The sequence below is a fragment of the Candidatus Symbiopectobacterium sp. 'North America' genome (assembly GCF_015762685.1).
Classification (GTDB): Bacteria; Pseudomonadota; Gammaproteobacteria; order Enterobacterales; family Enterobacteriaceae; genus Symbiopectobacterium.
This window is the reverse complement of sequence record NZ_PEHF01000059.1, coordinates 50,399-72,088: the sequence shown is the minus strand read 5'-3', so window position 1 is coordinate 72,088 and position 21,690 is coordinate 50,399. Positions and strand designations below refer to the sequence as shown.

The following is a 21,690-nucleotide window of genomic DNA, read 5'->3' as shown; positions in this document are numbered from 1 at the left end:
TAGCTGAAGTGTAAGAAGTGAAATGTTAACAAAACAGCGTGTATGTTAAGTTATGTGCTATTATTTTTAGTAAAATTGAAAAAAGTTACAAAATAAAGGACGCAATCGCTGCAAAAAGCGCTTAACGTAGATGTTTTCCATACTGTTTGCAGGGTGATTATCCTTCCTTTTAATCGATGTGACGCCTTAACTGCCAGTAGAGCAGGTGTTAAACGTCACTTTTGATGAGTAAGCAAGAGTATGTCAACAACGACTGAAATCCTCGCCCATCACTGGGCATTTGCGCTATTCGTTATCATCGCCGTCGGCCTGTGCAGCTTCATGCTGCTGGGCGGGTTCCTGCTAGGCGGGAGAGCCAGGGCAAGGGCAAAGAACGTTCCCTATGAATCCGGGATTGACTCGGTTGGCTCTGCGCGCATGCGCCTGTCCGCCAAGTTCTATCTGGTTTCCATGTTTTTCGTTATTTTCGACGTTGAAGCCCTGTATCTCTATGCCTGGGCTGTTTCCATTCGGGAAAGCGGCTGGCTGAGCTTCATCGAAGCTGCCATTTTCATTTTGGTGTTGTTGGCGGGGTTGATCTACCTGGTCCGTATCGGCGCGCTCGACTGGACGCCGACGCGTTCAAAACGGCAGGTTATCAAGTCTGACTTTCCGGTTAACACTACCAACACTCATCCGCAGTAACAGCGAGGCACTTTAAGATGGACTATACGCTCACCCGCATAGAGCCGGACGGTGAGAATGACCGTTATCCCCTGCAACGCCAGGAGATCGTTACCGATCCTCTGGAACAGCATGTTCACCGCAGTGTCTTCATGGGAAACCTGGAGCATGCCTTACACGACACGGTCAACTGGGGCCGCAAGAATTCAGTGTGGCCTTATAACTTCGGTCTTTCCTGCTGCTATGTGGAAATGGTGACCTCGTTCACTGCCGTGCATGACGTGGCGCGCTTTGGCTCTGAAGTATTACGTGCTTCACCGCGTCAGGCTGACTTCATGGTGGTGGCCGGAACCTGTTTCACCAAAATGGCCCCGGTGATCCAACGCCTGTACGAACAGATGCTGGAGCCGAAATGGGTCATTTCCATGGGCGCGTGCGCCAACTCGGGCGGCATGTATGACATCTACTCTGTGGTGCAGGGCGTCGATAAGTTCCTACCGGTGGACGTCTATATTCCAGGCTGCCCGCCGCGTCCAGAAGCGTATATGCAAGCGTTGTTGCTGCTCAAAGAGTCTATTGGTCAAGAGCGCCGCCCTCTGTCATGGGTGGTGGGAGAGCAGGGCGTGTATCGCGCCAACATGCAATCCGAGCGCGAACGCAAACGTGAAGAACGTATTGCGGTGACGAACCTGCGTTCGCCCGACGAGATTTAATCTGTTAATGGCAAGCAGAATGGCTGCGTAATACTACTCTCACAGGGTAGCAAGATAATAAACGGCAGCCGCACCATTAACAGAATGGCAAAATTACCTTGGTGACAATTTATGACAGATTTAACGACGCACGACCTCTCGCAGCCGGCCTGGGCTACCCGCGATCACCGGGATGATACCGTCGTTGGCGAGCTGTGTAACCGTTTTGGACCCGAAGCCTTTACCGTGCAGGCAACCCGTACCGGGATGCCGGTTGTATGGGTAAAGCGTGAGCAATTACTGGACGTTGTCACGTTCCTGAAAAAACTACCCAAACCCTATGTGATGCTGTTCGATCTGCACGGGTTGGACGAGCGCCTGCGCGCACACCGTGAAGGCTTGCCTGCCGCAGACTACTCTGTCTTCTATCACTTCATCTCCATTGAACGTAATCGCGACATCATGATCAAGGTGCCATTGTCTGAAAATGACCTGCGCCTGCCGACCATGGTGAAACTGTTCCCTAACGCCAACTGGTATGAGCGTGAAGTATGGGACATGTTCGGTATTACGTTTGACGGGCACCCGCACCTGACGCGCATCATGATGCCGCAGACGTGGGAAGGTCACCCGCTGCGTAAAGACTACCCTGCGCGCGCCACCGAATTCGATCCCTTTGTGCTAACCAAGCAGAAAGAAGACCTGGAAATGGAATCTCTGACCTTCAAGCCTGAAGACTGGGGCATGAAGCGCGGGACGGAAAACGAAGATTTCATGTTCCTTAACCTTGGTCCGAACCACCCCTCATCACACGGGGCGTTCCGCATCATCCTGCAACTGGATGGTGAAGAGGTTGTCGATTGTATTCCTGATGTGGGCTATCACCATCGCGGTGCGGAGAAGATGGGCGAGCGCCAGTCCTGGCACAGCTATATCCCGTATACCGACCGTATCGAATACCTGGGCGGCTGCGTCAATGAAATGCCCTATGTGTTAACCGTAGAGAAACTGGCAGGGATCTTGGTGCCGGAACGTGTGAACGTTATCCGAGTCATGCTCTCAGAGCTGTTCAGAATAAACAGCCACCTGCTCTACATCAGTACCTTTATTCAAGACGTAGGTGCCATGACGCCGGTCTTTTTTGCCTTTACCGATCGCCAGAAAATTTATGATTTGGTGGAAGCCATCACCGGTTTCCGTATGCACCCGGCCTGGTTCCGTATCGGTGGCGTGGCACACGACCTGCCGCGCGGCTGGGAACGTCTGCTGCGTGAGTTTTTGGACTGGATGCCCAAGCGTCTGGATACCTACGTTACGGCTGCGCTGAAAAACACCATCCTCAAAGGACGTACTCAAGGCGTAGCGGCGTACAACGCTAAAGAAGCGCTGGAGTGGGGCGTCACTGGGGCGGGGTTGCGTGCTACTGGTATCGCGTTTGACGTACGTAAATGGCGTCCGTATTCCGGCTATGAAAACTTTGACTTTGAAGTACCGGTCGGCGACGGCATCAGTGACTGCTATGCCCGCGTGATGCTGAAAGTGGAAGAGCTGCGCCAGAGCCTGCGGATTCTGGAGCAATGCCTGAACAACATGCCGGAAGGCCCGTTCAAAGCCGATCACCCGCTGACCACGCCGCCGCCGAAAGAGCGCACGTTGCAGCACATCGAAACGCTGATCAACCACTTCCTCCAGGTGTCCTGGGGCCCGGTGATGCCGGAAAACGAATCGTTCCAGATGATCGAGGCGACGAAAGGCATCAACAGTTATTACCTGACCAGCGACGGCGGCACCATGAGCTACCGCACCCGTATTCGCACCCCAAGTTACGCGCACTTGCAGCAGATCCCTTCCGTGATTCGCGGTTGTCTGGTGTCTGACCTGATCGTGTACCTCGGGAGTATTGATTTCGTTATGTCAGATGTGGATCGCTAATTATGCATGATCAAGACACTCAACAACCTATTAACGCCGCAGCCGATGCCGCGCCGAACGAGTCTGTTTTTGTATTGAGCGACGCTGAGCGCGACGCCATCGGGCATGAAAAACATCACTACGAAGATGCGCGCGCGGCGTCCATCGAAGCGTTGAAAATTGTTCAGAAACATCGTGGCTGGGTGCCGGATGGCGCTATCCATGCCATTGCCGACATTTTGGGGATTCCGGCCAGCGATGTGGAAGGCGTGGCGACGTTTTACAGCCAGATTTTCCGTCAACCGGTTGGGCGGCACGTGATTCGCTATTGCGACAGCGTGGTGTGTTACATAAACGGTTTTCAGGGCGTGCAAGCGGCGCTCGAACGAAAACTGAAGATCAAGCCCGGTCAAACCACCTTTGACGGTCGTTTTACCCTGCTGCCGACCTGCTGCCTGGGCAACTGTGACAAAGGCCCGTCGATGATGATCGACGAGGATACGCACAGTCATGTCAAGCCTGACGATATCGATTCGCTATTGGAGCCGTATCAATGAGTATGAACAGCATTTTGACGCCCGAACAGCATCCGCTGACCTGGCGTCTGCGTGATGACAAGCAGCCGGTATGGCTTGACGAATACCGCGCAAAGAATGGATATGCGGCGGCGCAGAAAGCGCTCAGCGGCATGGTACAGGACGAAGTGGTTAGCCTGGTAAAAGACGCGGGCCTGAAAGGGCGCGGTGGTGCGGGCTTCTCAACAGGTCTGAAATGGAGCCTGATGCCGAAAGACGAAAGCATGAACATCCGCTATCTGCTGTGTAACGCTGATGAGATGGAGCCGGGCACCTACAAAGACCGTTTGCTGATGGAACAACTGCCGCACCTGCTGGTGGAAGGCATGTTGATCAGCGCGTTCGCCCTCAAAGCCTATCGCGGCTATATCTTCCTGCGTGGCGAATACGTAGAGGCTGCCGTTAACCTGCGTCGCGCCATCGAAGAAGCAAAACAGGCGGGCCTGCTTGGTAAAAATATTCTCGGCAGCGGATTCGATTTCGAGCTGTTCGTGCACACCGGTGCCGGGCGCTATATCTGTGGTGAAGAAACCGCTCTGATCAACTCGCTGGAAGGCCGCCGCGCAAATCCGCGCTCCAAGCCACCGTTCCCGGCCTCTGCCGGTGCGTGGGGCAAGCCGACCTGTGTAAACAACGTGGAAACCCTGTGTAACGTGCCTGCGATTATCGCGCACGGTGCCGAATGGTATCAGGGGCTGTCTGCCGGCAAGAGTAAAGATGCAGGCACCAAGCTGATCGGATTCTCTGGCCGTGTGAAAAAACCTGGTTTGTGGGAACTGCCGTTTGGCACTTCGGCGCGCGAAATTTTGGAAGACTACGCGGGTGGCATGCGCGACGGGCTTAAATTCAAAGCCTGGCAGCCGGGCGGCGCGGGTACCGACTTCCTCACCGAAGCGCATCTCGATCTACCGATGGATTTCGAACATATCGCCAAAGCAGGCAGCCGTCTCGGCACCGCGTTGGCCATGGCGGTCGATCACGAGATCAACATGGTGGGGCTGACGCGTAATCTGGAAGAGTTTTTTGCCCGTGAATCCTGTGGCTGGTGTACACCGTGCCGCGACGGTTTACCGTGGAGCGTGAAGATCCTGCGTGCGCTGGAGCAAGGCGAAGGGCAACCCGGCGATATTGAAACGCTGGAGCAACTGTGCCGCTTCCTCGGGCCGGGCAACACCTTCTGCGCCCATGCGCCAGGTGCCGTTGAACCGCTGCAAAGTGCTATCAAGTATTTCCGTGACGAATTTGAAGCGGGTATTGCGCCGCAATATCTGGGAAATACCAAAGCGATTGGCGGTATTCAGCCGAACCTGCTGAAAGAGCGTTGGTAATCAAGCCGACAATAACAGGAGACGAAGCACGTCTCCGCTGGCGGATAGCCTGCTCTTATTACAGAATTTTTGATTAGCGCCTGTGGCAACACGGGCCATTATGGAAGCATGCTGACTATGGCTACGATTCATGTAGACGGCAAAGAGTATGAGGTGAACGGCTCGGACAACCTGCTAGAGGCTTGTCTGACGCTAGGGCTTGATATTCCTTACTTTTGCTGGCATTCCGCGCTGGGTAGCGTCGGTTCCTGCCGCCTCTGCGCGGTGAAGCAGTACCAGAATGCGGAGGACACGCGTGGCCGTCTGGTCATGTCCTGCATGACCCCCGCAACCGATGGCGCGTTTATCGCCATCGACGATGAGGAAGCCAAACTGTTCCGTAAAACCATCGTCGAATTCCTGATGACTAACCACCCGCACGACTGCCCAGTCTGCGAAGAGGGTGGCAACTGTCATTTGCAGGATATGACGGTGATGACGGGACACAACTTCCGCCGCTATCGCTTTACCAAACGTACTCACCGTAATCAGGATCTGGGGCCGTTTATCTCTCATGAGATGAACCGCTGCATCGCCTGCTATCGCTGTGTACGTTACTACAAGGACTACGCCGGTGGCATCGATCTGGGCGTGTATGGTGCCCATGACAACGTCTACTTTGGCCGTCCTGAAGATGGCGTGCTGGAAAGTGAATTTTCCGGCAACCTGGTCGAAGTGTGTCCGACCGGGGTGTTCACCGATAAAACCCACTCTGCGCGCTACAACCGCAAATGGGATATGCAGTTTGCGCCCAGCGTCTGCCAGCAGTGCAGCGTCGGGTGTAACACCAGCCCCGGTGAGCGTTACGGCGAGCTGCGTCGTATCGAAAACCGCTACAACGGTAGCGTGAACTACTATTTCCTGTGTGACCGTGGCCGTTTTGGTTATGGCTACGTCAACGCGAAAGATCGTCCGCGTCAGCCGTTGCAGCGTCGTGGCGATGACTGGATTGCCCTGAACGCCGATCAAGCGCTGCAAGGGGCGGCTGATGTGCTGCGCCAGTCAAAACGTGTCATCGGCATTGGCTCTCCGCGCGCCAGCGTAGAAAGCAACTTTGCGCTGCGTGAACTGGTGGGAGCGGAAAGCTTCTACACCGGTATTGCCCACGCTGAGCAGTCGCGTTTACAACTGATCCTCAACGTGTTGCGCGACAGCGGCGTACGCACTCCGATGCTGCGTGAGATCGAAAGCTATGACGCCGTACTGGTGCTGGGTGAAGATTTGACCCAAACCGGCGCGCGTATCGCGCTGGCGGTACGTCAGGCGGTGAAGGGGAAAGCGCGTGAAATGGCGGCTGCGCAAAAGGTGGCAGACTGGCAGATTGCGGCCATTCTCAACATCGGCCAACACGCCAAGCATCCGCTGTTTATGACATCGGTAGATAAAACGCGTCTGGATGATATCGCTGCCTGGAACTACCGTGCACCGGTAGAGGATCAGGCGCGCCTTGGCTTCGCCATCGCTCATGCGTTGGATGAAAATGCCCCGGCAGTCACCGATTTGGATGCTTCTCTGGCACCGAAAGTTGAAGTTATCGTGCATGCACTGGCTGGTGCGAAAAAACCGCTGATTATCTCTGGTACCCATTCTGGTAGCGAAGCGATTATCGAAGCGGCGGCCAACGTGGCGAAAGCGCTTAAACAACGCGGTTCTGATGTCGGAGTGACCTTTGTTGCCTCCGCTGCAAACAGTATTGGCCTGTCAATGATTGGCGGCGGTTCTCTGGACGATGCCCTGGCACAGTTGGAGAGCGGTGCTGCCGATAGCGTGGTAGTGCTGGAAAACGATCTCTATCGTCACGCCCCGCAGGCGCGTGTGGATGCGGCGCTGGCGAAAGCCACCAATCTGATCGTGCTGGATCATCAGCGCACCGCAATCATGGATAAAGCGTCGTTGATCCTCTCTGCTGCCAGCTTTGCTGAAAGCGACGGTACGCTGATCAATCAGGAAGGCCGCGCTCAACGTTTCTTCCAGGTGTACGATCCGGCCTACTATGACAATAGCGTGGTGATGCTGGAAAGCTGGCGTTGGTTGCATTCGCTGGCGACCACCTATCAGAGCCGTAAGGTCGATTGGACACAACTGGATCACGTGATTGATGCCTGTGTGACGGCGTTGCCGCAGTTGGCGGGTATCAAAGACGCTGCGCCAGACGCGAATTTCCGTATCAACGGGCAGAAACTGGCGCGTTCACCCAATCGCTCCAGTGGCCGTACTGCCATGCGTGCCAACATCAGCGTGCATGAACCGCGTCAGCCACAAGACAAAGACACCATGTTCGCCTTCTCGATGGAAGGGAACAACAGCCCGACGGCCGAGTGCCAGCAGATTCCGTTTGCCTGGTCACCCGGTTGGAACTCCCCGCAGGCATGGAACAAATTCCAGGACGAAGTGGGCGGTCACCTGCGCCACGGCGATCCGGGTGTGCGTTTGATCGAAGCGGGCGAAGGCGTGCTGGGTTACTTCGACGCCATTCCGGCAGCGTTTAACGCACAGCCGGGACAGTGGCGCGTAGCACCTTACTATCATCTGTTCGGCAGTGAAGAGATGACTCAGCGTTCTACGGTTATCCAACAACGTATGGATGAGGCTTATGTGATGGTCAGTCTCGCTGATGCGGCGCTGCTGGGCGTTAACGCAGGTGCGCTGCTTGAGCTGCGCTGTCAGGGACAGACCCTGCGTCTGCCGCTGCGCCTGAGCGACGCTCTGCGTCAAGGACAGGTTGGATTGCCGTTAGGGTTCCCGGGTATTGCGCCGTCGTTGGCAGGGGCAACCATTGAAAGTCTGCGGGAGGCTGCACAATGAGCTGGTTTACACCGGAGGTTATGGATACCTTGATCGCCGTCGGTAAAGCCGTGGTGATCCTGCTGGTGGTAGTCACCTGCGGCGCATTCATGAGTATGGGAGAACGTCGTCTTCTGGGGCTGTTCCAGGGGCGTTACGGGCCAAACCGCGTGGGCTGGGGTGGATCGTTGCAGCTGGTCGCTGACATGATCAAGATGTTCTTCAAAGAGGACTGGGTGCCGCGCTTTACCGACCGCGTGATTTTCACGCTGGCACCGGTGATTGCCTTTACCTCGCTGCTGCTTTCGTTTGCCATTGTGCCGGTCACGCCGACCTGGGGCGTTGCTGATTTAAACATTGGCCTGCTGTTCTTCCTGATGATGGCGGGGCTGACGGTGTACGCCGTGCTGTTCGCTGGTTGGGCGAGCGGTAACAAATACTCCCTGTTGGGGGCGGTGCGTGCATCAGCACAAACGCTGAGCTACGAAGTGTTTCTCGGCCTGTCACTGATGGGGGTGGTTGCACAGGCGGGTTCGTTCAACATGCGCGATATCGTCGAATCCCAAGCGCACTTGTGGAACGTGATTCCGCAGTTCTTCGGTTTTGTGACGTTTGCTATCGCCGGTGTGGCGGTGTGCCACCGTCATCCTTTCGACCAACCGGAAGCGGAGCAGGAACTGGCGGATGGTTACCACATCGAATATTCCGGTATGAAATTCGGTCTGTTCTTCGTGGGGGAATATATTGGCATCGTGACCGTATCGGCACTGATGGTAACGCTGTTCTTCGGTGGCTGGCACGGGCCATTCTTACCGCCTTTCGTTTGGTTTGCGCTGAAAACCGGCTTTTTCATGATGATGTTCATCCTGATCCGTGCCTCGTTGCCGCGTCCGCGCTATGACCAGGTGATGACCTTCGGGTGGACCCTCTGTTTGCCGTTAACGCTGCTCAATCTGCTGGCGACGGCGGCTGTGATTTTGTACAACGCACACTAAAGGGAACTGAACCATGAAGATAAAAGACATTGTGGTTGGTTTCGGTACCCAGGTACGCAGTATCTGTATGATCGGGTGCAACGCCTTCAAAAAGCGTGAAACCAAAATGTATCCGGAAGAGCCGGTTAACCCACCCCCACGTTACCGTGGCCGTATTGTGCTGACGCGCGATCCGGATGGTGAGGAGCGTTGTGTGGCTTGTAACCTGTGCGCCGTGGCCTGTCCGGTCGGCTGTATCTCGTTGCAGAAAGCGGAAATGAAAGATGGTCGTTGGTATCCCGAATTTTTCCGCATCAACTTCTCGCGCTGCATTTTTTGCGGGTTCTGCGAAGAAGCGTGCCCGACCACTGCGATTCAGCTGACGCCAGATTTTGAAATGGGCGAGTACAAGCGCCAGGATCTGGTGTACGAAAAACAAGATCTGTTGATCTCTGGGCCCGGTAAGTACCCGGAATACAACTTCTACCGGATGGCGGGTATGGCTATCGATGGGAAAGAGAAAGGCGACGCCGAAAACGAAGCCAAACCCATTGATGTCAAAGGCCTGTTGCCCTAAGGAGCCGAGCATGGAATTCGCGTTTTATGCATCGGGGTTAATCGCCATTCTGGCGACCCTAAGTGTGATTACCCACACTAACCCCGTACATTCATTGTTGTATTTAATCGTCTCGTTGCTGGCTATCTCCGGCGTGTTTTTCTCGCTGGGGGCCTATTTCGCCGGTGCGGTGGAAATCATCGTTTATGCTGGTGCCATCATGGTGCTGTTCGTGTTTGTAGTGATGATGCTCAACCTTGGCAACAGCGTGACGGAACAGGAAAGCGCCTGGCTGAAACCGGCTGTCTGGATTGGTCCTGGGCTGCTTTCACTGCTGCTGCTGATTGTGGTGGGCAGGGCTATTTTTAGCCTGAGCGGCGCGGAAATTTCCGGTGCGGTGATCGACGCCAAAGCCGTGGGGATCACGCTGTTTGGGCCGTATGTGCTGGCGGTTGAACTGGCCTCGATGCTGCTGCTGGCCGGGCTGGTGGTTGCGTTCCACGTAGGCCGTGAAGACAAAATGGTCGATAAGCAGCCGAAAGAAGATGCAGAGAAGAAACTGGCGGAGGAGCGCGCATGATCCCGTTACAACATGGGCTGGCCCTGGCTGCCATTTTATTTCTGCTGGGGCTGACTGGTCTGATTATTCGGCGTAACCTATTGTTTATGCTGATCAGCCTGGAAGTGATGATCAATGCCGCCGCGCTGGCGTTTGTGGTTGCCGGCAGCTATTGGGGGCACGCGGATGGGCAGGTGATGTATGTTCTGGCGATCACGCTGGCGGCAGCGGAAGCCAGTATCGGTCTGGCGCTATTGCTCCAGATGTATCGCCGTCGTCATACCCTGAATATCGATACTGTCAGTGAGATGCGCGGATGAACTTACTCTACTTAACAATATTATTCCCGCTGCTCGGCTTTTTGCTGTTGGCATTTTCACGTGGTCGCTGGTCAGAAAACACCGCCGCTACCGTGGGCTTGGGTTCTATAGGGTTGGCAGCATTGACCACCTGCTGGGTCGCGATTGATTTCTTTGCGCAGCACCATGAAGGCGGCGTGACCTTTTTCAATCAACATCTGTGGACCTGGATGGCAGTTGGTAACTTTGATATTGCCTTCCGTCTGGCGCTGGATGGCCTGTCTCTTACCATGCTGTCGGTGGTGACGGGCGTAGGCTTCTTTATCCATCTGTTCGCCTCTTGGTATATGCGCGGTGAAGAGGGGTACTCTCGCTTCTTCGCCTACACCAACCTGTTTATTGCCAGCATGGTGATTCTGGTGTTGGCGGACAACCTGCTGCTGATGTACCTCGGCTGGGAAGGGGTAGGGCTGTGCAGTTATCTGCTGATCGGTTTCTACTACACTAATCCGAAGAACGGTGCGGCGGCGATGAAAGCCTTCGTCGTGACGCGCGTCGGTGACGTGTTCCTGGCGTTTGCGCTGTTCATCCTGTTCAAAGAGCTGGGCACGCTCAATTTCCGCGAACTGATGGTGTTGGCACCGCAGAAATTGGCTGAAGGCTCTCCGGCGATTACCTGGGCAACGCTGATGTTGCTGGGTGGCGCTGTGGGTAAATCTGCCCAGTTGCCGCTGCAAACCTGGCTGGCGGATGCGATGGCAGGCCCGACTCCAGTCTCCGCGCTGATTCACGCTGCGACCATGGTGACGGCCGGGGTTTATCTGATTGCCCGTACGCACTGCTTGTTCCTGATGGCGCCGGATGTACTGCATCTGGTGGGTGTTGTCGGTGCTGTGACGCTGGTGCTGGCGGGATTTGCCGCACTGGTACAGAGCGACATCAAACGCGTGTTGGCCTACTCCACCATGAGCCAGATCGGTTACATGTTCCTGGCGTTGGGCGTGCAGGCGTGGGACGCGGCGATTTTCCACCTGATGACGCATGCCTTCTTTAAAGCATTGCTGTTCCTGGCCTCCGGCTCGGTGATTCTCGCCTGCCATCACGAACAGAACATCTTCAAGATGGGCGGGCTGCGTAAAACTATTCCGCTGGTGTATGTCAGCTTCCTGATTGGCGGCTCGGCGTTGGCAGCGCTGCCGTTGGTCACAGCAGGTTTCTTCAGTAAAGATGAAATTCTGGCGGGCGCCTGGGCTAACGGTCATATGGATCTGATGATGGCTGGGCTGGCCGGAGCGTTTATGACGTCGCTTTATACCTTCCGCATGATTTTCATCGTGTTCCATGGTGAAACGAAGACCAAAGCGCACGCAGGTAAAGGACTGTCTCACCACATTCCGTTGCTGGTGCTGATGGTGCTCTCCACTTTCGTCGGTGCGCTGATTGTGCCGCCGTTGCACGGCGTGTTGCCGCAGACCACAGAACTCGGCCATGACCGTACCTTGACGCTGGAAATCGCGTCTGGCGTTATGGCGATTGCCGGTATTCTGCTGGCTGCCGTGCTGTGGCTGGGTAAACGCCAGTTCGTGACCAGCGTAGCACAGAGTGCACCAGGTCGCTTCTTCTCCACTTGGTGGTTCCACGCCTGGGGATTTGACTGGCTGTATGACAAAGTCTTCGTACAGCCGTATCTGGCGATTGCCAAACTGCTACAGCGCGATCCGTTGAACGCGATGATGGGCTTGCCTGCCGTGGTGGTGCGTTGGGGCAACAAAGGGTTGGCCGTCAGTCAGAATGGTCAACTGCGCTGGTATATTGCGTCAATGGGCGTAGGGGCGGTTGTGGTGCTGGCATTGTTACAGTTTATCTGATGGCCTGATATCTGATGACTCATTATCAGATGAAAGAGTGCCGTGAGATAAACGCGATGAAAGACACGCGGTAATGATGCGCAGGGACGGGAGGCTAAGAGTAATGACTTCCGCCACAGCAAGTTTTCAGATTTCTTAAAATTAGGGACACAAAACGCCATGCTACTACCTTGGCTAATACTTATCCCCTTTATCGGCGGCCTGCTGTGCTGGCAGCTTGAGCGCTTCGGCACCCGCGTGCCGCGCTGGATCGCACTGATATCGATGGGGTTAACGCTGGTGCTATCGCTGCTGCTTTGGTCGCAGGGTGGGTACTCTTTAACGGCGCAGGCTGATGTACCGCTGTGGCAGTCTGAATACAACGTGTCGTGGATCCCGCGCTTCGGTATCGGTATTTACCTGGCGCTGGATGGGTTGTCGCTGCTGATGGTGGTGCTGACCGGTCTGCTGGGGGTGTTGGCAATCCTGTGTTCGTGGAATGAAATCCAGCGTTATCAGGGCTTCTTCCACCTGAACCTGTTGTGGATCCTGGGCGGCGTGATTGGCGTGTTCCTGGCGATTGACATGTTCCTGTTCTTCTTCTTTTGGGAGATGATGCTGGTGCCGATGTATTTCCTCATTGCACTGTGGGGACACAAAGGTTCCGATGGGAAAACGCGTATTACCGCGGCCACCAAGTTCTTTATCTACACCCAGGCCAGCTGCCTGATCATGCTTATTGCCATTCTGGCGCTGGTGTTTGTGCATCACGATGCCACCGGGGTGTGGACCTTTAACTACACCGATCTGCTGCACACCCCAATGTCGCGCGGCGTGGAATACATGCTGATGCTGGGCTTCTTTATCGCCTTTGCGGTGAAAATGCCCGTGGTGCCGCTGCACGGCTGGTTGCCGGATGCGCACAGTCAGGCTCCGACGGCGGGTTCTGTCGACCTGGCGGGTATCTTGCTGAAAACGGCGGCCTACGGTCTGCTGCGTTTCAGCCTGCCGCTGTTCCCCAATGCTTCCCATGAATTTGCGCCTATCGCGATGTGGCTGGGCGTTATCGGTATCTTCTACGGCGCCTGGATGGCGTTTATACAGACCGATATCAAGCGCCTGATTGCCTACACCTCGGTGTCACATATGGGCTTTCTGATGATTGCCATCTACTCCGGTAGCCACCTGGCGTATCAGGGGGCGGTCATTCAGATGATTGCGCACGGGCTTTCTGCGGCCGGTCTGTTTATTCTGTGCGGCCAGCTTTACGAACGTCTGCATACGCGCGATCTGCGCCAGATGGGCGGCCTGTGGGCTCGCATTCGTTTCTTGCCCGCACTGTCGCTGTTCTTTGCGGTGGCGACGCTGGGGATGCCAGGCACCGGCAACTTCGTCGGCGAGTTTATGATTCTGTTCGGTAGCTATACTGTGGTGCCGGTGATCACCGTAATTTCGACGTTTGGTTTGGTGTTCGCCTCCGTCTACTCGCTGGTGATGATGCAACGCGCTTACTACGGCACGCAAAAATCCGAGGAAAAACTGCCGGGGCTGTCCACCCGTGAATTGTCGATGGTGATGTTGCTGGTGGTATTGCTGGTGCTGCTCGGGTTGTTCCCGCAGACCATCCTGAATACGTCTGATGCGGCAATAGCTAATATCCAGCATTGGTTTATGTCATCAGTGACTGATTCAACACTTTCAACGACAAGGCCGTAATTCGCCATGACAATAACTCTTCAACACCTGGTCGCGCTTCTGCCGCTGTTAATCGTCGGTTTGACCGCCGTGGTTGTGATGCTGTGCATTGCGTGGCGACGCAACCATTTCTTCAATGCCACTGTCACGGTGATCGGTCTTAACATTGCTTTGTTCTCGCTGATTCTGGTGGGTAACGCCGGTCCGATGGACGTGACGCCGCTGCTGCGGGTAGACGGTTTCTCGATGTTCTACACCGCGTTGGTGCTGCTTGCCAGCCTGGCAACCTGCACGTTCGCTTACCCGTGGCTGGAAGGCTATCCGGATAACCGTGACGAGTTTTATCTGCTGGTGGCGATTGCTGCACTGGGCGGGGTTCTGCTGGCAAGTGCTAACCATTTGGCGTCGCTGTTCATCGGCATTGAACTTATTTCACTGCCGCTATTCGGTCTGGTGAGCTATGCGTTTCGCCAGCGTCGCTCGCTGGAAGCGGGCATCAAATACATGCTGCTATCTGCTGCCGCCTCGTCCTTCCTGCTGTTTGGCATGGGGCTGGTGTATGCCGATTCTGGCAGCCTGAGCTTTGCCAGCTTGGGCGCGCGTATGGCGGATCGCACGCTGCATGAGCCGCTGCTGTTGGCCGGCCTCGGTATGATGATTGTCGGTTTGGGGTTCAAGCTCTCGTTGGTGCCGTTCCACCTCTGGACGCCGGACGTGTATCAAGGTGCCCCGGCGCCGGTGTCGACCTTCCTGGCGACCGCCAGCAAGATCGCCATTTTTGGTGCAGTCATGCGTCTTTTCCTTTATGCACCGATGGTTGACAGTGACTCGGTTAGAACTGCACTGGGTGTGATCGCGTTTGCCTCCATCCTGTTTGGTAACCTGATGGCGGTTGCGCAAAGCAACATTAAACGTCTGCTCGGTTACTCTTCCATCGCTCACCTCGGTTACCTGCTGGTGGCGCTGATTGCCGTGCAAACTCACCAGTTGGCATTAGAAACCGTGGGTGTCTATCTGGCGGGTTACCTGTTCAGCAGCCTGGGCGCCTTCGGGGTTGTCAGCCTGATGTCCAGCCCGTACCGTGGACCGGACGCGGATTCCCTGTTCTCTTATCGCGGACTGTTTTGGCACAAACCGATTCTGTCTGCGGTCATGACGGTGATGATACTCTCTCTGGCTGGTATCCCGATGACGCTGGGCTTCTTCGGCAAATTCTATGTGTTGGCCGTGGGCGTTGATGCCAAGCTGTGGTGGCTGACGGGTGCGGTAGTGGTGGGGAGCGCTATCGGTCTCTACTACTACCTGCGTGTCATGGTCAGTCTTTATCTAACCGCACCGCAAGAACGTCAGCGTGATACGCCCAATAACTGGGCGCTGACCGCTGGCGGCGTGGTAGTGCTGATTTCCGCCATTGCGGTGCTGTTACTGGGCCTGTATCCACAACCGCTGATTTCACTGGTGCAGATGGCGCAGCCGCTGATGTAATGCACTAATGTTGCGCTATAAAGCCGCTGCAGCCATTACTGGTTGCGGCGGCTTTTTTTGCGCGTCAGGGTGTTATGTCGGTCTGATGTTTACCCTTATTTCTATTTTCAGAATGGTCTGTGGTCATCAAGGCCCTAAGGTTCTGAGAACTTGACTATAGTTAATCTACCGTTGTGTGAAATAACATGGAGTAGATAATGGCTGAGAAAAAGCAACCCGCTGAAGATATTCGTATTGAAGACGACGCTAAATTATTAGCAGATACGTTGGACGATATATTACGTTATTCTGGCGATAGTGCAGATGAAGCCTATATAACGTTAAAGAAAAATGCGGAGAATGCCCTATTGGAAGTTAAAGAGAGATTGGGTATTTCCGACAGTTATTATGCTAAAGCAAAACAAGTTGCGAATCGTGCGGACGGCTATGTGCATAAAAAACCGTGGCACGGTGTCGGCGTAGGCGCATCGTTAGGGTTAGTGCTTGGCCTGCTGTTGGCACGCCGTTAACGTGATTTTTCAATGGGTACGGTAATAATGTGATTATTGCCGTGCTGTTTTTTCACCTTTATCGATACGCTGACTATATTCAGGAAAATATTATCTTGCTGTTATTATATTGCAGGTGTTCAACGGAATAAATCCGTCACTTTTTTATCGAAGCTAAATATCTTTTTGATAAGCGAAGATTCTCATTTGTTTTTTCTGTGGGTGATTTTGTTTCTTCCTGGCTACCATATCTGCTACTGTGTTGCCGTCATTAACGTTACTCTTACCTGTAAATAATATCACTAACGGATAAGTGTATTACTGCCCTGGGTTCGGGATTGGGATCGGCAAGTGCCTGCGAAACGTTGATCTCCGCGTAACCTGTTCCGGGGGATATCCAGGGCGTACCTGACGTAAAGCCCGCTGACGGCGCAGCTGACCACTGCATCGGGCTGCGCCCATTATCGCGTGATTTGTGGGCAAGAATACGCAACACCTGAGCTGGAGTTTCACCTTTGGCGATATGTTCCGCGTATACATTCAGGCTTTCTATATCGCGATAGTGCTCAAGGGTGTCATAGCCGGGGTTGGTCATTCCGATCTCTTCCACTTGATAAATATAGGGGGTGCCCTGCATGCCGTGCAGCACCATTGCCAACATTTTGGCTGACGGTGTGCGATAGCAGCCCTCATCGCCAAAGCGAGAAACGATGCGTGGCTGATCGTGATTACACCAGAACAGCGCACTCCAGGCTTTATTATGCATACCGAGTTGCCAGGTATTGAACAACGCTTTCAACGCAACGAAATCCGGGGCTGCCAGCGTCCACTTCTCTCCGTCCGGATAATCCACTTTCAGATGATGGAAGTTAAACGTCATTGACAATGCATTACCCGCCAGTGGGGCATAATGCTGGCAGTTCTCTAACATGGTCGAAGACATTTCACCGACGGTCATGAGTCCGCGCGGTGAAAATACGGTGCGGTTGAATTCGTGAAGAAACTCCACCATGCGCGGCCCATCGGTGTAATAGCGTCGGCCGTCTCCTTCGCTATCCGAAGGGAAATCCTGTTGTTTCGACACCAGATTGATCACATCCAAACGCAGGCCATCCACCCCCTTGTCTGCCCAAATGTGACAGACCACTTGCAACGCCTCGCGCACCGGTGCGTGCTCCCAGTTCAAATCGGCTTGTTGTGGCGCGAACAGATGCAGGTAATGTTGCTGGCTGGGGGCATGCCACTGCCAGGCGCTGCCGCCGAATTTTGAACGCCAGTTGTTAGGCGGTGTGGTTTCTGTTCCCACGCGCCAACAGTAAAAGGCGCGGTAGTCGCTGTCAGGCTTTTGGGCCTGCACAAAACAGGGATGCTGCGTAGACGTATGGTTAAACACCATATCCATAATGATACACATGCCGCGCGCGTGTGCTTGCGCGATCAGCGTTTCAATATCGTGCATCGTGCCATAGGCAGGATCGATGTCGCAGTAGTCCGCAACGTCGTAACCATTATCCACCTGCGGTGAGGGATACACTGGCGTAAGCCACAGCGCATCGACGCCTAACTGTTGCAGATACTCCAGGCGCGAAATAATGCCTTGCAGGTCTCCGGTACCAGAACCGGTGCTGTCCTGAAAACTTTTGGGGTAGATTTGATAGATGACGCCAGTGCGCCACCAAGGAAGCGGTGCTGTCATACCATTACCTGTTTACGCTTTACCTGTAAGCTAGTTATAGGACGCAATTACCCATTGGGCAATGCGCCCAGCCGTTGTTTCCGCCGGTACACCGTGGTGGTCAGTATCACGGGTATCACGACGGCGATCGCGGTGGCGACCAGATAGACGCTCCAAAATGAGGGTTTGATGGACAGAATGCCTGGTAAGCCACCGACGCCAATGCCGTTGGCCATCACGCCGCTCATGCCGCACAAGAGTGCCGCCAGCGCGGAGCCAATCATGGCACACAGCATGGGAAAGCCGTATTTGAGGTTGATACCGTACATGGCGGGCTCTGCCACGCCCAACATGACGGAAATCGCCGCTGGCACAGAGGTCTCACGTTCATTCATCTTGCGACTGATCAGCATAATGCCAATCACCGCGGAGCCTTGGGCGATGTTTGACAGTGCAATCAGTGGCCAAACCGGGGTGTGTCCCATACTTTGGATCATTTGCAAATCGATAGCCAATGTGGTTTGGTGTACGCCGGTAATCACCAGTAGCGAATAGAAAAAACCAAACAGTGCGGCACCGGCTGGGGCAAAACTGCCTGTCATCACGCTCGCGATCGCCCAGGCGATGCCATCTCCAATGATGCGTCCAACCGGGCCGATAACCGTGTGCGCCAGAAATACCGCCAGTAGAATCGACAGCACTGGGACACTCACCAGATGCAGCGAATCCGGTATCCATTTTTTAAGACGTAGCTCAATCATTGCCAGCGCAATACCCGCCAGTAGAGAAGGGATAACCTGTGCCTGATAGCCGATACGCTGTACCGTGAATATGCCAAAGTCCCACACCGCAGGTATTTGCTGACCGATAGAATAGGCATTCATCAACTGGGGGAAACGAGCGTGATGCCGAGAATGATGCCCAGCACCGGTGTACCACCCATTTTTTTCACCGCTGACCAGCAGATTGCTACGGGCAGATAGTAGAAAATGGCCTCACCCAGCAGCCAGAGAAAATCATAGATCGTGTGGCACATTGGGCTGCGTTCGATCAGCGACTGACCATCAACCAGTGGAATGTCTCCGATAACGTTGCGGACGCCGAGGATCAGACCACCGCTAATCAAGGCCGGCAACAGCGGGTAGAAGATCTCTGCGAAATGTGAAATAGCCCGGTCCCACAGTGACATCTTATGACGCATGGTGTGCAGGGCAGCCTCCTGATTTTCAGGGGCTTTACCGATGGCGGCCTGTAATGCCTGGTAATAGGCTTCAACGTCAGTACCGATGACGATTTGGCATTGGTCGCCATGGGTAAAACACCCTTTGACCATGGAAAGCGCTTTGATGTTGTCGATGTTGGCCTGTTCGGGGTGTTTTAATACCAGGCGTAATCGAGTGATACAGTGCGTCAGCGTAGCAATATTCTGTCTCCCCCCAAGTTGCTTAATTAAGTCTTCGATCGTTTGTGGCTGTACCTTGCTCATTTCTTTACCCTTTTCTTTGGATGGGGTGAAGTGATGGATCAAGGATAGGCAACGATGCGTCAGTAATCGCCAGTGAACGCGGATTACGAGCGAATTATTAGATTTGTCAGGCACCAAGCGATAAGCCTGATGCCTGCGGCGTGTTGAACGCCTCATTTACTGGAAAGGTAAGGTCGCGTTGCGCAGCTTACGGCGATAGACCACCATGGTTAACAGCGCCGGTATCACGATGGCAATCACCATTGCCGCCAAATAGATGGCCCAAAAAGTGGGCTTGATGGATAAAATACCCGGTAAACCGCCAACGCCAATACCGTTGGCGGTGACGCCGACAAGCCCACATATCAATCCGGCCAGAGCTGAACCCGTCATGGCGCACAGCATCGGGAAGCCGTATTTCAGATTGATGCCGTACATGGCCGGTTCAGTAACGCCCAGCATGGCAGACAGTGCTGCTGGCACGGAAACTTCGCGTTCGTTGTGTCGGCGGCTGATTAGAATGATGCCAATCACCGCGGAACCCTGGGCAATATTCGATAATGCAATCAGAGGCCATACCGGAGTCCCTCCCATGCTATGAATCATTTGCATATCAATAGCGAGTGTTGTTTGGTGCACGCCGGTAATCACAAGAGGTGCATAGAGAAATCCAAACAGTGCGGCCCCTATCGGTGCGAAACTGCCAGTCATCAGTCCTTTCACCACCCAGGCGACGCCGTCACCGATCAAGCGGCCAAACGGACCAATCACCGCATGCGCCAGTGCAACGGAGGCCAGCAGGGCGGTGACAGGAACGACGACCAGATAGAGTGAGTCAGGCACCCATTGCTTTAACCGCGTCTCGATCATCGCCAGAGTAATGCCAGCCAGCAGCGACGGAATAACTTGTGCTTGATAGCCAACCTTTTCGATGGCAAACCAGCCAAAGTCCCAGACGTCTGGGATTTGCTGGCCTATCTGATAGGCGTTCATCAATTGTGGTGACACGAGGGTAATGCCAAGGATGATGCCCAATACTGGTGTCCCGACCATTTTCCGCACAGCTGACCAGCAAACAGCGACCGGAAGGTAGAAGAAGATAGCTTCACCCAACAGCCAGAGGAAATCATACAGTGATTGCCAGGTAGGGTGGCGTTGGATCAGGGTTTGCCCGTCCGAAAACGGAATATCGCCAATCACGTTACGCAAACCCAGAATCAGCCCGCCGCTGATGAGTGCATGCAGTAGCGGGAAGAAAATCTCAGCAAAGTGAGAAATTCCGCGTTCCAGAACCGTCATGTTATTGCGTGCTGACTGACGCACACTCTCTTTGTCGGCTTTGACTTTGCCCGTGTGCGCGCTAATTGCCTGAAAATAATCGCCCACCTAAGTGCCGATCACCACCTGAAACTGCCCGGCGGTGATGAAACAGCCTTTGACCATCGGTAGCGTTTCAATACCTTTGGCATCGGCTAGGGCAGGGTCTTGCAACACGAAACGCAGGCGGGTAATACAGTGAGTGAGCGTGACGATATTATCAGCTCCGCCCAGCTGCGTGATTAATCGCTCAATATCTTGTTGTTGTACTTTGCTCATTGCGCGTTCTTGTGTGAATACCCAGAGTGAACAGGTTTAAGGATAGGTAATGAACGTGCAGCAGGGGGAACGAGATAACCGCAGTGAGATCGCAATCAAATAATCGCCGCTGTTATAATCGGTTCTTAGAAGAGGGTGAGGTGCGAGCAGAGAAAAAACGAAGGCCGCTTGATGAAAAAAAGCGGCCTTAGCGAGGAAAGTGGCTGTTATCAGAACGGGCTGATGATTGAGCCGATACGTTCGCAGTAGCTGACATAGACATTCCCCATTTTTTTAAAGAATTTACTGATATCGCGGAACATTTTCATAATCAGTCTCCTTGGGTTCGTTAATAAGCGTGATGTTCATCACGTTTTAAAAAGTAGCCCAAAGAGAATGGTGTTTCAACATTTTTGTGACGAATGTCACTGTTTTTTGCCAAGGCGACATTCGCCACCGTGCGTCGACTTATCGTGACGCCGCGCGCTGCAAGCAATAACGGTTTTGATCGTAAACGTTATCCCCAATGTTTTCTGCGGCGAGTAGGCGCTCGACAAACACAAAACCCAAGCGTTGAGCCAGCGCATTGCTGCGCTGATTCACGGTAACGGCCTTGATGATGAAGGTGTCCAGTATGGCGGCATCAGTGAATGAATCGATTAATAACTGGATCGCCTGTGAAGCGATGCCTTGCCCTTGAAAGCGTTCAGCCATCCAATAGTTAATCTATCCCTGGGTGGCTTTCAGGTTGTTAAAGGATGCCACACCGGCCATTTCTCCCTGCCAGTGGATGAGATAGACCGCTGAGCGTCCGGCAAAAAAATCCGCGCGATTCTCCCTGATAGTTGTCAGGGTATCCTCGATGTGTCGCACGCTATCTGGCCAGGCCAGGGTGTGACGCAGACGCGCCTTTTCCTGTTGTATCAGAGAAAACAACGCGGGAGCATCGTGCTCTTCTTGCAATGACAACGTGAGATGTGGCGGGCGATGTAGCCTGTGTAGTGTGTGTAACATGGAAGCTCCCTGCTGTTGTTTTGTGTGTTGTGCATCGGGAGGATGCTGTGAAAGTCTTGCCATCCG

At 54.2% G+C, this 21,690-nt stretch carries 17 protein-coding genes and 2 pseudogenes; 14 read left to right on the top strand and 5 right to left on the bottom strand.

Annotated elements, in window-relative coordinates; all coding sequences use genetic code 11:
* Window positions 1–240: 240 nt before the first annotated feature.
* From CS369_RS13555 to elaB, 14 genes are all read left to right on the top strand, one after another.
* Window positions 241–684: an NADH-quinone oxidoreductase subunit A gene (locus CS369_RS13555; protein ID WP_196907503.1), complete on the top strand. Its 444-nt coding sequence runs from the start codon at window positions 241–243 to the stop codon at window positions 682–684.
* A 17-nt stretch (window positions 685–701) separates the two neighbouring features.
* A complete protein-coding gene (locus CS369_RS13550) occupies window positions 702–1,376 on the top strand; it encodes an NADH-quinone oxidoreductase subunit B family protein (RefSeq protein ID WP_196907502.1) in 675 nt (224 codons plus the stop codon).
* Window positions 1,377–1,487: 111 nt separating this feature from the next.
* A complete protein-coding gene (gene nuoC, locus CS369_RS13545) occupies window positions 1,488–3,287 on the top strand; it encodes an NADH-quinone oxidoreductase subunit C/D (RefSeq protein ID WP_196907501.1) in 1,800 nt (599 codons plus the stop codon).
* A gap of 2 nt (window positions 3,288–3,289) precedes the next feature.
* On the top strand, window positions 3,290–3,823 hold the full coding sequence (gene nuoE, locus CS369_RS13540) for an NADH-quinone oxidoreductase subunit NuoE (protein ID WP_196907500.1): 534 nt from the start codon (window positions 3,290–3,292) through the stop codon (window positions 3,821–3,823).
* Window positions 3,820–5,169 carry an NADH-quinone oxidoreductase subunit NuoF gene (nuoF, locus tag CS369_RS13535; protein WP_196907499.1) on the top strand — a complete coding sequence of 450 codons (1,350 nt, stop codon included), beginning with the start codon at window positions 3,820–3,822 and terminating at the stop codon, window positions 5,167–5,169. The genes nuoE and nuoF overlap by 4 nt, the downstream gene beginning before the upstream one ends.
* Window positions 5,170–5,286: 117 nt before the next feature.
* Complete coding sequence (gene nuoG, locus CS369_RS13530; RefSeq protein ID WP_196907498.1) at window positions 5,287–8,013, top strand: NADH-quinone oxidoreductase subunit NuoG; 2,727 nt, start codon at window positions 5,287–5,289, stop codon at window positions 8,011–8,013.
* Complete coding sequence (gene nuoH / locus CS369_RS13525) at window positions 8,010–8,987, top strand: NADH-quinone oxidoreductase subunit NuoH (protein WP_196907497.1); 978 nt, start codon at window positions 8,010–8,012, stop codon at window positions 8,985–8,987. The genes nuoG and nuoH overlap by 4 nt, the downstream gene beginning before the upstream one ends.
* Before the next feature lie 13 nt (window positions 8,988–9,000).
* Window positions 9,001–9,543, top strand: a complete 543-nt coding sequence (nuoI, locus tag CS369_RS13520) for an NADH-quinone oxidoreductase subunit NuoI (RefSeq protein WP_196907496.1) — start codon at window positions 9,001–9,003, stop codon at window positions 9,541–9,543.
* 10 nt (window positions 9,544–9,553) lie between these two features.
* Window positions 9,554–10,102: an NADH-quinone oxidoreductase subunit J gene (gene nuoJ, locus CS369_RS13515; protein WP_196907495.1), complete on the top strand. Its 549-nt coding sequence runs from the start codon at window positions 9,554–9,556 to the stop codon at window positions 10,100–10,102.
* Window positions 10,099–10,401 carry an NADH-quinone oxidoreductase subunit NuoK gene (gene nuoK, locus CS369_RS13510; RefSeq protein WP_195315030.1) on the top strand — a complete coding sequence of 101 codons (303 nt, stop codon included), beginning with the start codon at window positions 10,099–10,101 and terminating at the stop codon, window positions 10,399–10,401. The genes nuoJ and nuoK overlap by 4 nt, the downstream gene beginning before the upstream one ends.
* Entirely contained in the window at window positions 10,398–12,248 is a 1,851-nt protein-coding gene (gene nuoL, locus CS369_RS13505) for an NADH-quinone oxidoreductase subunit L (RefSeq protein WP_196907494.1), read from the top strand. Before nuoK ends, nuoL begins: the two co-directional genes overlap by 4 nt.
* 159 nt (window positions 12,249–12,407) lie before the next feature.
* A complete protein-coding gene (gene nuoM / locus CS369_RS13500) occupies window positions 12,408–13,943 on the top strand; it encodes an NADH-quinone oxidoreductase subunit M (protein ID WP_196907493.1) in 1,536 nt (511 codons plus the stop codon).
* A 6-nt stretch (window positions 13,944–13,949) separates the two neighbouring features.
* Window positions 13,950–15,407 (top strand): NADH-quinone oxidoreductase subunit NuoN, encoded by a 1,458-nt coding sequence (gene nuoN, locus CS369_RS13495; protein WP_196907492.1) that lies wholly within the window; start codon window positions 13,950–13,952, stop codon window positions 15,405–15,407.
* Window positions 15,408–15,604: 197 nt separating this feature from the next.
* On the top strand, window positions 15,605–15,916 hold the full coding sequence (gene elaB, locus CS369_RS13490; RefSeq protein ID WP_196907491.1) for a stress response protein ElaB: 312 nt from the start codon (window positions 15,605–15,607) through the stop codon (window positions 15,914–15,916).
* Window positions 15,917–16,178: 262 nt separating this feature from the next.
* Here the strand turns inward: elaB and CS369_RS13485 are convergent, their stop codons facing one another.
* From CS369_RS13485 to CS369_RS23700, 5 genes and pseudogenes are all read right to left on the bottom strand, one after another.
* Window positions 16,179–17,591, bottom strand: a complete 1,413-nt coding sequence (locus tag CS369_RS13485; RefSeq protein WP_196907490.1) for an alpha,alpha-phosphotrehalase — start codon at window positions 17,589–17,591, stop codon at window positions 16,179–16,181.
* Window positions 17,592–17,638: 47 nt separating this feature from the next.
* A pseudogene (treB, locus tag CS369_RS13480) lies at window positions 17,639–19,056 on the bottom strand (PTS trehalose transporter subunit IIBC).
* 156 nt (window positions 19,057–19,212) lie between these two features.
* Window positions 19,213–20,631: pseudogene (gene treB / locus CS369_RS13475) on the bottom strand (PTS trehalose transporter subunit IIBC).
* A 447-nt stretch (window positions 20,632–21,078) separates the two neighbouring features.
* Complete coding sequence (locus tag CS369_RS23705; protein WP_244664999.1) at window positions 21,079–21,324, bottom strand: GNAT family N-acetyltransferase; 246 nt, start codon at window positions 21,322–21,324, stop codon at window positions 21,079–21,081.
* Window positions 21,325–21,336: 12 nt separating this feature from the next.
* A complete protein-coding gene (locus CS369_RS23700; RefSeq protein WP_244664998.1) occupies window positions 21,337–21,624 on the bottom strand; it encodes a hypothetical protein in 288 nt (95 codons plus the stop codon).
* Between the last annotated feature and the right edge of the window lie 66 nt (window positions 21,625–21,690).

Excerpts from the sequence above, each read along its gene's own strand:
- CS369_RS13555 (WP_196907503.1), top strand. The coding sequence starts at position 241 with ATGTCAACAACGACTGAAATCCTCGCCCATCACTGGGCATTTGCGCTA.
- nuoI (WP_196907496.1), top strand. The coding sequence starts at position 9,001 with ATGAAGATAAAAGACATTGTGGTTGGTTTCGGTACCCAGGTACGCAGT.
- nuoC (WP_196907501.1), top strand. The coding sequence starts at position 1,488 with ATGACAGATTTAACGACGCACGACCTCTCGCAGCCGGCCTGGGCTACC.
- nuoE (WP_196907500.1), top strand. The coding sequence starts at position 3,290 with ATGCATGATCAAGACACTCAACAACCTATTAACGCCGCAGCCGATGCC.
- nuoJ (WP_196907495.1), top strand. The coding sequence starts at position 9,554 with ATGGAATTCGCGTTTTATGCATCGGGGTTAATCGCCATTCTGGCGACC.
- nuoF (WP_196907499.1), top strand. The coding sequence starts at position 3,820 with ATGAGTATGAACAGCATTTTGACGCCCGAACAGCATCCGCTGACCTGG.
- nuoM (WP_196907493.1), top strand. The coding sequence starts at position 12,408 with ATGCTACTACCTTGGCTAATACTTATCCCCTTTATCGGCGGCCTGCTG.
- elaB (WP_196907491.1), top strand. The coding sequence starts at position 15,605 with ATGGCTGAGAAAAAGCAACCCGCTGAAGATATTCGTATTGAAGACGAC.
- nuoL (WP_196907494.1), top strand. The coding sequence starts at position 10,398 with ATGAACTTACTCTACTTAACAATATTATTCCCGCTGCTCGGCTTTTTG.
- nuoK (WP_195315030.1), top strand. The coding sequence starts at position 10,099 with ATGATCCCGTTACAACATGGGCTGGCCCTGGCTGCCATTTTATTTCTG.
- nuoG (WP_196907498.1), top strand. The coding sequence starts at position 5,287 with ATGGCTACGATTCATGTAGACGGCAAAGAGTATGAGGTGAACGGCTCG.
- nuoH (WP_196907497.1), top strand. The coding sequence starts at position 8,010 with ATGAGCTGGTTTACACCGGAGGTTATGGATACCTTGATCGCCGTCGGT.
- CS369_RS23700 (WP_244664998.1), bottom strand. The coding sequence starts at position 21,624 with ATGTTACACACACTACACAGGCTACATCGCCCGCCACATCTCACGTTG.
- CS369_RS13550 (WP_196907502.1), top strand. The coding sequence starts at position 702 with ATGGACTATACGCTCACCCGCATAGAGCCGGACGGTGAGAATGACCGT.
- CS369_RS23705 (WP_244664999.1), bottom strand. The coding sequence starts at position 21,324 with ATGGCTGAACGCTTTCAAGGGCAAGGCATCGCTTCACAGGCGATCCAG.
- CS369_RS13485 (WP_196907490.1), bottom strand. The coding sequence starts at position 17,591 with ATGACAGCACCGCTTCCTTGGTGGCGCACTGGCGTCATCTATCAAATC.
- nuoN (WP_196907492.1), top strand. The coding sequence starts at position 13,950 with ATGACAATAACTCTTCAACACCTGGTCGCGCTTCTGCCGCTGTTAATC.